This window comes from Leucothrix mucor DSM 2157, from assembly GCF_000419525.1.
Taxonomy (GTDB): domain Bacteria; phylum Pseudomonadota; class Gammaproteobacteria; order Thiotrichales; family Thiotrichaceae; genus Leucothrix; species Leucothrix mucor.
In genome coordinates this window covers 2,233,078-2,245,320 of record NZ_ATTE01000001.1, presented here as the reverse complement: position 1 = coordinate 2,245,320, position 12,243 = coordinate 2,233,078, and the positions used below count along the sequence as shown (strand labels likewise).

Annotated in this window: 11 protein-coding genes; 7 read left to right on the top strand and 4 right to left on the bottom strand. The window is 46.0% G+C overall.

All coding sequences use genetic code 11. The features are described from left to right. The first annotated feature begins 138 nt into the window (after positions 1 to 138). Genes LEUMU_RS0109945 through LEUMU_RS27940 form a run of 4 tightly spaced genes read left to right on the top strand, consistent with a single transcriptional unit; the run spans position 139 to position 5,595 of the window. A complete protein-coding gene (locus tag LEUMU_RS0109945; protein ID WP_022952139.1) occupies positions 139 to 1,638 on the top strand; it encodes a class I SAM-dependent DNA methyltransferase in 1,500 nt (499 codons plus the stop codon). Next, positions 1,635 to 3,170: a restriction endonuclease subunit S gene (locus LEUMU_RS27945; RefSeq protein WP_022952138.1), complete on the top strand. Its 1,536-nt coding sequence runs from the start codon at positions 1,635 to 1,637 to the stop codon at positions 3,168 to 3,170. Before LEUMU_RS0109945 ends, LEUMU_RS27945 begins: the two co-directional genes overlap by 4 nt. 5 nt (positions 3,171 to 3,175) lie before the next feature. Next, positions 3,176 to 4,762 carry an AAA family ATPase gene (locus LEUMU_RS25545; protein ID WP_022952137.1) on the top strand — a complete coding sequence of 529 codons (1,587 nt, stop codon included), beginning with the start codon at positions 3,176 to 3,178 and terminating at the stop codon, positions 4,760 to 4,762. Then, positions 4,759 to 5,595 carry a hypothetical protein gene (locus tag LEUMU_RS27940; protein WP_022952136.1) on the top strand — a complete coding sequence of 279 codons (837 nt, stop codon included), beginning with the start codon at positions 4,759 to 4,761 and terminating at the stop codon, positions 5,593 to 5,595. The genes LEUMU_RS25545 and LEUMU_RS27940 overlap by 4 nt, the downstream gene beginning before the upstream one ends. 105 nt (positions 5,596 to 5,700) lie before the next feature. Here LEUMU_RS27940 and LEUMU_RS28545 read toward each other — a convergent pair whose 3' ends face one another. The 3 genes from LEUMU_RS28545 to tnpC all read right to left on the bottom strand — a co-directional run bounded on the left by LEUMU_RS28545 (position 5,701) and on the right by tnpC (position 7,812). Further along, positions 5,701 to 5,886, bottom strand: a complete 186-nt coding sequence (locus LEUMU_RS28545) for a UPF0175 family protein (protein ID WP_281169950.1) — start codon at positions 5,884 to 5,886, stop codon at positions 5,701 to 5,703. An 11-nt stretch (positions 5,887 to 5,897) separates the two neighbouring features. After that, positions 5,898 to 6,272 (bottom strand): NifB/NifX family molybdenum-iron cluster-binding protein, encoded by a 375-nt coding sequence (locus LEUMU_RS0109920; RefSeq protein ID WP_022952134.1) that lies wholly within the window; start codon positions 6,270 to 6,272, stop codon positions 5,898 to 5,900. 73 nt (positions 6,273 to 6,345) lie between these two features. Further along, positions 6,346 to 7,812, bottom strand: coding sequence for an IS66 family transposase (gene tnpC, locus LEUMU_RS25535; RefSeq protein ID WP_022950222.1), 1,467 nt, complete (start codon positions 7,810 to 7,812; stop codon positions 6,346 to 6,348). 270 nt (positions 7,813 to 8,082) lie between these two features. Here tnpC and LEUMU_RS0109910 point away from each other — a divergent pair, with 270 nt between their 5' ends. The 3 genes from LEUMU_RS0109910 to LEUMU_RS0109900 all read left to right on the top strand — a co-directional run bounded on the left by LEUMU_RS0109910 (position 8,083) and on the right by LEUMU_RS0109900 (position 11,169). Further along, complete coding sequence (locus LEUMU_RS0109910) at positions 8,083 to 9,069, top strand: Bug family tripartite tricarboxylate transporter substrate binding protein (protein WP_022952133.1); 987 nt, start codon at positions 8,083 to 8,085, stop codon at positions 9,067 to 9,069. A 102-nt stretch (positions 9,070 to 9,171) separates the two neighbouring features. Next, positions 9,172 to 9,660 (top strand): tripartite tricarboxylate transporter TctB family protein, encoded by a 489-nt coding sequence (locus tag LEUMU_RS27935; RefSeq protein WP_022952132.1) that lies wholly within the window; start codon positions 9,172 to 9,174, stop codon positions 9,658 to 9,660. Between the two features lie 9 nt (positions 9,661 to 9,669). Next, on the top strand, positions 9,670 to 11,169 hold the full coding sequence (locus LEUMU_RS0109900; RefSeq protein WP_022952131.1) for a tripartite tricarboxylate transporter permease: 1,500 nt from the start codon (positions 9,670 to 9,672) through the stop codon (positions 11,167 to 11,169). A gap of 169 nt (positions 11,170 to 11,338) precedes the next feature. Here LEUMU_RS0109900 and LEUMU_RS25525 read toward each other — a convergent pair whose 3' ends face one another. Further along, positions 11,339 to 12,235 (bottom strand): DMT family transporter, encoded by an 897-nt coding sequence (locus LEUMU_RS25525; RefSeq protein WP_157474301.1) that lies wholly within the window; start codon positions 12,233 to 12,235, stop codon positions 11,339 to 11,341. Between the last annotated feature and the right edge of the window lie 8 nt (positions 12,236 to 12,243).

Sequence of the window (12,243 nt, the reverse complement as noted above, 5' to 3'; positions counted from 1 at the left end):
CGTTTGTTGAGATATTTAACGACAGTAACATTGCCAGTTTATAGCGGCTAGCACTGTGAGTTTTTGAATTTGAGGCGTAGAATTGCACAGCGATTAGAAACGATACAAAGCCTGAAACCCCCAACTTTAAGGACACAAATGAGCACTCAAGACCTCGTTGCCAAACTCTGGAACCTGTGTAATCTGCTGCGCGATGATGGCGTTACTTACCACGAATATATCAACGAACTGACCTACTTAGTGTTTCTAAAAATGGTGGATGAAACCGGACAGGAAGAGCATATTCCCGAGGGTTATCGCTGGTCTGATCTGGAAGCTTACAACGCTGCGACGCGCTTAGAAGAATATAAAAAATTGCTGATCCATTTGGGTACACACGGCTCGCTAATTACCAAAGCTATTTACGCCAATGCCAGCTCGGTGATTCGCAAGCCCACCACGCTCAGCAGGCTAGTCTCTGAAATCGATAAACTCGATTGGTACAGCGCCAAAGAAGAAGGGCTTGGCGATATGTACGAAGGCCTGCTGGAAATTAACGCGGGTGAAAAGAAATCTGGCGCGGGGCAATATTTCACGCCACGCGTGCTGATCAATGCCATGGTCGAATTAATGAATCCGACGCTGGATGATGTGATCGTTGACCCAACAGCGGGTACCGGTGGTTTTCTGATCAGCGCGCATCACCATATTATTAAGCACAACGACGTTGAGGCTCTGGACGAAATCGCCTACGACAAGTATCAGCACAAAACCTTTTTCGGCATGGAATTGGTACCAGATACGCGCCGACTGGCGATGATGAATCTTATGCTGCATGATTTGGCGGTGGATGATGACAATGCAGGCATCCTGTTTGGCGACACACTCTCTAATGAAGGCAAAGCGCTGCCACCAGCCAGCTTAATCCTTGCGAACCCACCGTTTGGCACCAAGCAGGGCGGCGGCATACCAACCCGTGATGACCTTGTGCAATACACCAGCAACAAGCAATTAGCGTTTTTACACTTGATGTATTTGCGCATGCTGAAGCCCGGTGGACGCGCAGCGATTGTCCTACCAGACAATGTGCTGTTTGAAAGCGGTATGGGTAAAACCATCCGAAATGATTTGATGGAAAAATGCAATCTGCACACCATTTTACGGCTACCGACCGGCATCTTTTATGCGGCTGGCGTAAAAACCAATGTGCTGTTTTTCTCCAAACCTAACGATTTGAGGCAAGACAAAGGTAATACCAAAAATGTGTGGGTGTATGACCTGCGCTCGAATATGCCACAATTTGGCAAGCGCACAGTGTTTAACACTAGCCATTTGAGTGACTTCTACCAAGCGGTAGGAGGCGACCTAACAACCGTCGATGAGGCAGCGCGCCAGAAGTTCGTTGACGGGTGTGCCGATGGTGCTGACAGCAGCCGTTTGCGTTGTTTTAGCCGTGAAACGATTGCGGCAAAAGATGACTCATTGGATTTGTCATGGATTCGTGATGACAGCACCGAAGACAGTGCTGACTTGCCAGAGCCGGATGTATTGATTAATGGCGCGTTGGAGGATCTGGCGGGCGCGATGACGGAATTGAGATCGATTTTGGTTGAGTTGGATGTGGCAGAAGAAGGTGAAGGTGAAGAGGTGGCTTTGTGAGTGGGTTGCCGATTGGGTGGGAGTCTCTCAAATGCGGTGAAACCTTCGAGCAGATCTCAACTACAAAATTAAAAGTGAAGACTAAAGATACAATGGTTGAGGGTCTTTTCCCGGTAATTGACCAAGGCTTGAACTTCATTGCGGGTTATGTGAATGATGAGGAGAAAGTAATAGAGATAAACACACCTGTCTGTATCTTTGGAGATCACACAAGAATTATAAAGTGGGTGGATTTTTCTTTTGTGCCGGGAGCTGATGGAACAAAAGTGTTAAACCCGAAGGCCTATTTGGCACCTAAATTTTTTTATTACCAGCTGTGTAGTCTGAATATTTTAGATAAAGGTTATGCGCGGCACTTTAAGTTTTTGAAGGAGGCAGATATTTTACTTCCTCCTTTAAGCGAACAAGTCCGCATAGCCAATAAACTCGATAGTCTTCTTGCCAAAGTTGATAAGGCTCAGGCTCGGCTGGAAAAAATACCTGTTCAGTTGAAACGTTTTCGGCAGTCTGTTTTGGCGGCTGCGACTTCGGGGGAGTTGACGCGGGAGTGGCGGGGTACAGAAGAAACAGGTTGGAGTTCGGTTTCATTTTTAACTTTGGTTAATAAGATTAGAAGCGGCTCGGGAGGTAAGGCTTTGGATGAGGTGAGTGAAACCAAAATTCTAAGATCTAGTGCTGTAAGAGACATGACGATAGATTTTACGGATCATCGATATCTGAAGGGTGATGACTTGTTGAAATCAGCTAATACTTTAGCTAATGGCGACTTGTTATTTACAAGACTTAGCGGTTCCACTGAGTATGTTGGTAACTGTGCTTGTGTTGTTGGGCTAGAAGAAACAGAGGTCTTTCAATATCCCGATAGGCTTTTTTGCGCAAAACTTAAAGAACCTGAGTATGCATCATACTTAGAGCTGTTTTTTTCTTCAAGAAAATTTAAGAGATACATTATTGAAAGTATTAAGTCTTCTGCGGGTCACCAGCGTATTACGCTTGGCGTTATCAAAGAGGCAAATGTTGATTTACCTCCTATTGAAGAACAACAAGAAATAGTCCGCCGAGTAGAATCCCTATTTGCCCTAGCCGATTCCGTCGAGAAGCAATATCAAACCTCTAAAGCCCGAGTAGACCGCTTAACTCAATCCATTATTGCCAAGGCATTTCGTGGTGCATTGGTTCCGCAAGATCCAAACGATGAGCCAGCTGCGGAGTTGTTAAAGCGGACTCAAGAACTAAAAATTGCGGAATCAAAGAATAGCAAAAAAGCAGTACAGAAAAGAGTGGTAAAAACAAAGGTACATGTTATGAGACTAGATGAAGCGCCAAAAGATTACTTATTTAGACTTTTGGAAAATAATGGTGGTGAAGCTCACCCTGATGTTTTATGGAAGTTGTCAGGCCTTCCAATTGATGACTTTTATGCGAAGCTTAAGCAAGAACTCAAGGAGCAAAATATAGATGAAGATAATGAGTCAGCTGATCCAAGCTTTAGGCTGCTAAAAATTACTAATCCCAATCTTATTGGAGCATAGTAGAAATGCGAATAACACGTCTCTTTGTAAAAGATTATAACAACCTTCAGAATTTTGAAATTTGTCCGGATGCAGTCGAGCAAACGACGGTTGTTTTAGGCAGGAATGGGGCAGGAAAGTCCAACCTTATTGAAGTCTTAGTGGAAATTTTTCGTGATCTTGAAATGAGTGTGGCTTCAAGTTTTTGCTATGAGTTGGATTATGTTATACGAGATAAGAAGGTAAAGGTCTGCTGTAATCCAGACTCCCGGCCTAAGCTTAGGATAGAGGTTGGGGAAAAAAAGGTTGCTGTTAAAGCTTTTGCCGATAATGCAGAGATGTATTTACCAAAATATGTTTTTTCGTACTATTCTGGCTGGAATCAAAGACTAGAGCAGCTATTCGACAAGCCAACTAAAAATTTATATAAAGCTTGGAAGGGTGGTAGTACTTCCGAGAATATTCCATTGCGTCGTTTGTTCTATTGCCGTAAAGATTATAGTCAATTGGTTTTACTGGCATTTTTCTTAATGGACGAAGGCCCCAAGATTAAAGATTTTTTGTTAAAATATCTTAAAATTAGCGACTTCGAGTCAGCACTATTCGTAATGCACAGGCCTTTTTGGCGAACTGGAAAGCCTAATAAGAATGACCTTGAAAATGGTGACCCAACCTTTTGGTATGCCAAAGGAGCTTTTCAAACGTTTACAGATCGGCTTTGGCGTCACTCTCTAGCACCTATTCGAAATGATGAATCTGTCACCAAGGATTTTAGGGATAGAAAAGAGGATCAAGAAAGGCTGTATCTATTTATAAAAGATAAAGCGACCTTAAAGGAGTTGGTTTATCCTGGAGAAGATGAAACCCATTTTTTTGCACATTTAGAGGGTTTAAGCCTCTGTGACTTAATTGATGAGGTTCGGGTTACGGTAAAGCATAGTGATGCTGGTTATATTCGTTTTGATCAACTATCTGAAGGTGAGCAGCAACTTCTTACCGTTCTGGGGTTACTTCATTTTACGAAGGGCGAAGAATCATTGTTTCTATTGGATGAGCCTGATACTCACTTAAATCCAGCTTGGACGTATGAGTATTTGAATTTGCTTGAAAGTCAGGTTGTAGATAGTACGTCACAATTATTCATAGCATCTCACAATCCATTGATGATAGGAGGCCTCAAGAAAGAACAAGTAAGATTGTTGAATCGAAAAACAACAGAAACTGGGTCTGTTGTTAGCGCAGATATACCAGATGAAGATCCTATAGGAATGGGCGTAGATGGGTTGCTGCAATCTGAGATATTTGGTTTGCAATCAGTTCTTTCTCCGAGTGTCGTTGAAGCTCTTACGCGACGGTATCAGCTACTTGGGTTGAGTGGAAAAACACCAGAAATGTCGGAAGAGTTTGAACGATTAACCCGAGAGTTAGAAAGTTTGGGTGTTGCGACTTCTTTCCCTCATCCATATTTTGATAAGTTTTCAAAAGCACTAGCCAAAAATCCAATCATGAGCAAGAGCCAATATTCACCTGAAGAGATGAAGGATCTCGAAGACTTTACAAAAGAATTACTTCAGGAAATTATGGATGAATCAAACGAGGGGGGAAATTCGTGAGATATATTCCTCTGGGAGATGCAGATCAAGAATCATTGAAGGATTGGAAAGAGAGGTCATTACAGATACTTGATGAGCTTAAAAATGAACCTGATAAAAAGAAGAGAAAAGTAATTATCAAACGGTGTAGTTCTCACTGGAGAGAGCCAGTATTACTATCATTTTTAAAAGGTTTATCTGATGGTAAGTGTTGGTATTCAGAGGCAAAATTTACTGCTGAATATCCACACCTAGAGCATTTTCGACCGAAAAGTTGTGCTTTCGATGAGAGTCGAAATATACGACATGATGGCTATTGGTGGCTTGCTTTTGATCTTGAGAACTACCGCCTTTCGAAGCCAGTTCCTAATACTAAAAAAAGTGCTTACTTTCCTCTTAAAGAACGATCTCAAGCAGTTCTTAGACCTGGTATTGCTTTAAGTCGTGAAGTTCCAATGTTTCTAGATCCGACAAACCAGTTAGATGTCGATCTGATTAGTTTCAATGCTTTAGGTGAACCTGAGCCATGTTCAGAGCCCGTTTTTGACTTGGATGAGTGGGATAGGCAGAGAATTAAATTTTCAATCAGTTTTTATGGCCTAGATAATTATGAATTGTGTAATGAGAGAAAGGAGCTGTGGGTATCTTTATTTGCTCAGTTCGATGAATATGCTAAATACTATCAAAAGTATAAAGAAGAAAATTGTATCGAAAGTAGGGGTAAAGCAAAGCAGATTTTTGGGCGTTTGACTGTTTTTTTGAAAAATCCATCACAAGAATTTACAGGTTTGATAAAAGCTTGTTTCAATGCTCACAAAGTTGGTAAAGCATTATTGAAAACAACGCACTTCTAAAAGCATCATGGCTTTTATTGTGTATTGATTTGATGAGGCTTTAATTCTATTTAAGCACTAAGAAAGCGATTCAATACAAGCCATACTTTGTAGGAGCTACTATGATTATAGGGTGTTTTGTAAGTTACTGAGCTCTGCTTTCAACTCTTCAGATTCATAGTCAAGGACCGGTATTTTTTGTTTGAAGCATTCTTCCATAAAGGTATAACGATCGATATCGGCGAACTCACAAGCTCCTCCAGCCGATAATTTACCAGCCCGAAACATTGCGAGTGCGGCATAGAGTTTGATCTGTTTTGCTACTACTGATTTCTGTGCCTAGGTTGGTGATCGGGTGCATGGCTATGCGCCTCACCAGCAGGAAGGTTTCCCGCAAGTAATGCTTCAACTGCAGCAACAGGATCAGTTTCGGAGGTCACTTTTACTTGTACACCTGAGCGCGCCAGCCTTTGAATAAAGCCTTCACCACAGCCCGCAGTAATTAAGTAGTCCAACTCAAACAGAGGGTGCTTGCCGAGACCATCCCAGGCATGCATCGACATATTGAGCGGGAGATCCAAACGATCGCTGGCAGTAATTGGTTGACCTTCCTGTACGGTAAAAATAAGGAAGCGTCGGCCTTTACCGGCATGACCGGTGATGGTGCGGAAATTCTGACTAGTGATACCGATTTTCATAAGAGCTACCTGAGTGATTTTAGCTAGCCACTATAAAAACCAGCCGGCTAAGGAGTAACCCTTCACGGGGGGCTTACGCTGATATAGCGTGCTGACCTAAGGGTAGCCGTACGGTAATAGCCTCACCACACAGGCCTTGTTCACAGACTTTTCTCAATAGTCCATAAACGCCTAAGCCCAACCGCTTACAGGTTTCAGTCAGAGTCAGAATCACCGGACGGAACTGATCTCCTCTGGCAGACTGACTGAAGAAACTGGTTTTACGCCAGATCACATAAGGACGTATCGCACGTTCTGCTTCATTGTTGGTCATGGGAATCGCGCGATCCTGCAAAAACGTCCAGAGCATCGATTCATCCGCCAGCAGTCGTTTGCACTGATTGGCTGTTTTGCTGGCTTTTTTTAACGGGTCAGCGGGCGCGGTCTCACACCCCAGGCACAGTAGCGTATGGATCGCCTGTTTGAATCGTCGCATTCGTGTGTGGTAGCCAGCATCAGAATAGCCGCCCGATCGCCAACGATTACGACAGTGTACAATCAAGCGGGATAATCGCCAGAGTTGTTTCCCCAGCACCCCGGCCCGTCCCACACGTTCTGATATTTTCCGAAACTTACGGATAATATGCGCCCAGCAAAGCTGGCGCTTTTCGACCGGATAATCGTTGTAGCCGCCATGTTGGTCAGTGACCAGTATACCCTCAAAATTATCCAGTAAACCCTTCGCGGCACCTTTACCCCGAGAATGATGCGTTAGAAAGTAGACGACTTGCGAGGAACACAGCACCCAAAGCCAACGCTGCTCATTATTGCGGTAATGACTGGTTTCATCCGCATGAGCAACGGGTAAATTCCGTACCGCCTGACCCACTTGCTGATACAGCGGCAGCAACCATCCCGTGACCGAGCGGGTGGCCTGGCTCACGGCACCGGTACTGAAGGCGAGTTGCCAGTGATCTTTCAGTAAGCGTTGAATGTTTGACACCGATAAGGCATAAGCGCCATTCATCAGCGTAATCCAGCTGACCAGTCCCGGCCCCATTTGCCCACAGGGAACCGTGTCTGGCAAGCGAGCCACCTGACGCTTGCGGCAACCCGGACAGATTGCCTCATAAAGACAATGTTCAGTGACTTGACTGCGAACCTCAGGCAGGTCAAAGACCTGATGTCGCTGATAAGGCTCCTGAGCGACATCACACACCGCACCACAGGTGCATTGAGTGCCTGGGTAGTAATGAACTTGCTCATCCGTCGCAGACAGCTCTACCCGAACGCGTTGATGACCCTGATGACCCGGCTGGGCTCCTTGCTTGCGAGGACTCTTAGGCTTCTTCTCGCGCTTAGCCCGTTGTTCCGGTGAATCCTGGGACGGTGGTCTGGAGGAGTTTCTGGAAGAACTCCCGCTGCCTGCGATGTCTTCCAGCTCAGCGACACGCTGTTCCAGTTGGGTCACTAAATCCAATAACTGACGATTGAGACGCTGCGACGCCGCCAGATCCGCGGGCAGTTGGTGATTGAAAAGCGCCTCAGTTAGTTTGTTCATTGTTTAATCATAACGAATTGTGGCCTAAATGCAACCCCGTGAAGGGTTACGCTAAGGAGCATTGATTTTAATCAATTGGGGATTTTATATTACTGTGCGAACCGATGCTGATGGGCTATTGTTATTCCTCGAAGCAATATGAATTTACAAGTGCATACAAATATATGATGGTGAATGTACTTGTCTTGCAAGCAGAAAGTAGTTCATAATTGTTTTAAGGTTGTAAAACTAATTTACAACTTCGAGGAAATCACAATTGGAAGGAATTTTATGAAATCATTACGTAAGATCGTTCAGACAACTGCTGGCGTCGTGGCTGCCGCTACTTTTATCGCTGGTATCGCAACGCCTGCTATGGCGGCATACCCTGAACGTCCTATCTCATTGATCGTGCCTTGGGGCGCTGGTGGCGGAACAGATGCAACCGGAAGAATCATCGGTAGCCTGCTGCAAAAAGAATTAGGACAACCCGTTAATGTCATCAACCGCACCGGCGGTAGTGGCGTTATCGGTCACTCGGCCATTGCAACCGCAAAGCCAGATGGCTACACCATTGGCGTGGCAACCGTTGAAATCGGCATGATGCACTGGGCCGGACTCACCGATCTAACCTACAAACAATACACTCCAATCGGACTCTTTAACAGCGACCATTCTGGCGTTATTGTGCGTGCTGACTCACCTTGGACCACTGTTGGCGAATTGCTGGCCGATGCTAAAGCGAAGCCAGGCGAATACAAAGCCTCTGGTACAGGTCAAGGTGGTATTTGGCACCTTGCGCTAGCCGGCATGCTCAACGCTGATGGACTTGATCCCAACGTAATCCCATGGGTACCTTCAAAAGGCTCCGCAGGTGGACTTCAGGAGCTCGTTGCTGAAGGCGTGGATATCGTGACGTCATCTATCGTAGAAGCCTCTGGTTTGTTATCCGCTGGTAAAGTCAAAGCGATTGGCGTCATGGCACCTGAGCGTCAAGCGGCATTCCCGGATGTTCCTGCACTGACTGAAGTGGGCGGCCCTGAGTGGGAGATGGCTTCATGGCGTGGTCTGGTCGCACCGGCCGGATTGCCAGATGCTGAAGCTGAAGTACTGCGCACTGCACTGGATAAAGTTGTAAAGTCTGATGAATTCAAAGAGTTCATGGATGGTCGTGGTTTTGGTATCACGTATCTGGGTAATGACGCGTTTGAAAAGTGGATGGAAAAGAGTGATGCATCCCTTGGCGTGGTTATGAAAGCAGTTGGTTTAGCCAAATAAGTTTGTCTGCTTTGCTGTAAAAAATACCCTCGTTACTGGTGGCTAATCGGTAGCGGGGGTATTTGTTGTTACGCACTTACACATTGAGGGAGTCAGGCAATCATGAAATTTAATGATGCAGTCTTTGGCATTTTTCTGATTATTTTTGCGATCGCAGAAATAGCATATACCCGTACGTTTCCATCCCTTCACGGCCAGCGCTTTGGCGCATCCGACTTTCCGGTATTGATCGGTGTTGGCTTTATTATCTGTGGTTGTCTTTTGTTGTTCAGCGCTTATCGAAAGCGAGCGGTGGCGACTGATGAAGCACCCAGCGAATCTAACTTATTATCACTGAGAGGTTGGGCTGAGAAGCGGCCTTCGGTGATCAATTTCTTTGCGGTATTGCTCTGCATTTTATTTTTCATTGGCTTTGTCGATGTTTTGGGTTTTGTAATCGTCGCGTTTTTGCTGTTACTGGTACTGTTTTACCGGCTCGGCAATGGGGTGGTGACGTCGTTGCTTGGCGCGCTACTAATGACGGTGATTACAAAAATGCTATTTGGGGTATGGCTACTGGTACCGCTTCCAATTGGCCCACTCGGTATTTAGAGGTTTATTATGGATGCATTTATAGCAGGACTTTATTTGGTCTTTGATCCCTACGTACTGATGGTGATGGTTGGTGCGGCGGCGTTTGGTTTGCTGGTAGGCTCGATCCCAGGTTTAACCGCCACCATGGCAACCGCATTGCTGATTCCGGTGACCTTTTTTATGGACCCGGTGCCCGCGATTGCGGCGATTGTCACCACGGTGGCGACGGCGATTTTTGCGGGTGATATTCCCGGCGCGCTATTACGAATTCCCGGAACGCCCGCATCAGCGGCGTATTGCGATGAGGCGTTTGCCTTAACTCGCAAAGGTAAAGCCCAATTGGCGCTGGGTGTTGGGCTAATGAGCTCGGTGATTGGTGGCTTGGTTGGCGCGGTGGTGCTGATGATGGCGACCTCTGCATTGGCTGAGTTTGCGTTTAAATTCTCATCATTTGAATACTTTTGGTTGGCGTGTTTGGGGCTTTCCAGTGCGGTCGTGGTATCGAGCGGTTCGACCTTAAAAGGCTTTGTGTCGCTATTAATCGGTTTGTTTATTTCCACGATTGGTATCGATCTGATCTCAGGGCATCCGCGCTTTACCTTTGGTAGCACGGAGCTGCTGGCGGGGATTAGCTTTATCCCAGCCATGATTGGAATGTTCGCGATCTCTGAAGTGCTGCGTTATGTCGCTTCTTCAGATAAAGGTCGCCCGAGCGTGCCAAAGCAGTCCATGAACAGCCTGTTTAAGGGTGTCGGTGGCGTGCTTTACAAGTACAAATTCAATGTGGCGCGTGGTAGTTCAATTGGTGCGGTAACCGGAGTCTTACCGGGAGCGGGGGCTGATATTGCGGCATGGGTTGCTTATGGCGTGTCAAAGCGGGCATCTAAGGATAAGGAGTCCTACGGTAAAGGTAATGTGGAAGGATTGGTCGATGCCAGTTCGGCGAATAATGCTGGCTTAGCCGGTGCTTGGGTGCCTGCTTTGGTATTTGGTATTCCGGGGGATTCGATTACAGCGATTGCCATCGGCGTGTTGTATATGAAGGGGATGAACCCCGGTCCGATGATTTTTCAGGAAAACCCACAGATGCTGAATGCGGTGTTTATCGTATTTTTTGTGGCGAATCTGTTATTGCTGCCGCTGGGCTATCTGGCAATTCGCTTATCCACGCAGCTATTGAAAATCCCATCGCGAATGTTGATGCCGGCGATTTTGATTTTCTGTTTGGTGGGCTCATTTGCCATTACTAACTCGATCTTTGGTGTCGTGATTATGCTGGCGATGGGCGTACTGGCTTATATTATGGAAGAGAATGGCTTCCCGATTGCCCCGACGATTCTTGGAATTGTATTGGGTGCGATGCTGGAGGAGATGTTCTTATCATCCATGATTAAGGCAGATGGTGAATTACTTGCCTTCTTCTCAAGGCCAATTGCCGCGTCGCTGGGTGTGCTGACCATTATGATTTGGCTATTCCCATTACTTAAGATGATACGCAAGCGGGTAGGAAATAAACCAGCGGCTTAATGTGTTTTGCTGCTTAAATAAAAAGGGAGCTTTGTGGCTCCCTTTTTTGTGTTGTGATGTATGCTCAGCTTGCTAGCCGTAACGTATGCATAGCGCCTAACAGGGCTTAGTTCAGCGGCTAATGCATAGTGCAAGGTAGCCAACTTAGTGGCCATCAATGGAAAAGCAACTAACTTAAGGGCTGAACCGCTTTGGGTCGTCTAAAACGACGCCATAAAAAGCCTGAGCGACTCAATAAAATAGCTGAGAACAACAAACCACAGCCAACCGCCTGCATCGTACTCATGCGCTCACTAAGCCAAACCATACTAATCAGCGCAACCCAGACCGGCTCCAAAGTCATTAATAGCGAAGCATGGCTGGCAGATGACATGCCTTGCCCCCAAGTCTGGAGTACAAAGCGGCCACAAGTCGAAAGCACGACGGATGCTATAAGAAATCCCCAGATACCCGTTGCATGCTGAAAGCTCCAAGTCTCAAACATCGCAGAGATAGGCAGGGCGACAATACCCGTCACTAACATTTGCATGGTGACCAGCACCATAGCGGGCAGTCGCTGCGCCAATCGCGTATTCAGATTAAAGAAGATCGCGAAGAAAATGGCACCTACTGCAAAAATCAGCTCACCGGATCCTGCACTGAGGTCGGTTTCTAGAAACAGCAAAGCTAATCCAGCAATGGTCAGCGGCAATGAACCCCACAACAAACCATTCACTTTCTCTTTAAAAAAGAACAGGGCAATGACCGGCACCATCACAATCGCCAAATTGTTGATAAATGCACCAACACCCAAATGTGTGACATGATGTAGGCCAAGCACCCAGAAAATAATCGCGGTGGTGAAAAACAGGCTGGAGATAAGAATCTGTCGAATATCCAGCCATTCAAGCTTGCGCAACACGGCCCAGCTAAAGGGCAACAAGATCAGCCCTGCTAAAAAAAAGCGTATGCCAATGAACAGGATAGGGCTCATGGATTCCAGAACTTCTTTGGAAAACAGCCAGCCGAAGCCGGCCAGCAAAGTGGCGCAGACCAGAAGTAAGTCCGCTTTAAGAGCGTTTGACACCGCAAGTA

Excerpts from the sequence above, each read along its gene's own strand:
- tnpC (WP_022950222.1), bottom strand. The coding sequence starts at position 7,812 with ATGAACAAACTAACTGAGGCGCTTTTCAATCACCAACTGCCCGCGGAT.
- LEUMU_RS0109910 (WP_022952133.1), top strand. The coding sequence starts at position 8,083 with ATGAAATCATTACGTAAGATCGTTCAGACAACTGCTGGCGTCGTGGCT.
- LEUMU_RS27935 (WP_022952132.1), top strand. The coding sequence starts at position 9,172 with ATGAAATTTAATGATGCAGTCTTTGGCATTTTTCTGATTATTTTTGCG.
- LEUMU_RS25545 (WP_022952137.1), top strand. The coding sequence starts at position 3,176 with ATGCGAATAACACGTCTCTTTGTAAAAGATTATAACAACCTTCAGAAT.
- LEUMU_RS0109945 (WP_022952139.1), top strand. The coding sequence starts at position 139 with ATGAGCACTCAAGACCTCGTTGCCAAACTCTGGAACCTGTGTAATCTG.
- LEUMU_RS0109900 (WP_022952131.1), top strand. The coding sequence starts at position 9,670 with ATGGATGCATTTATAGCAGGACTTTATTTGGTCTTTGATCCCTACGTA.
- LEUMU_RS0109920 (WP_022952134.1), bottom strand. The coding sequence starts at position 6,272 with ATGAAAATCGGTATCACTAGTCAGAATTTCCGCACCATCACCGGTCAT.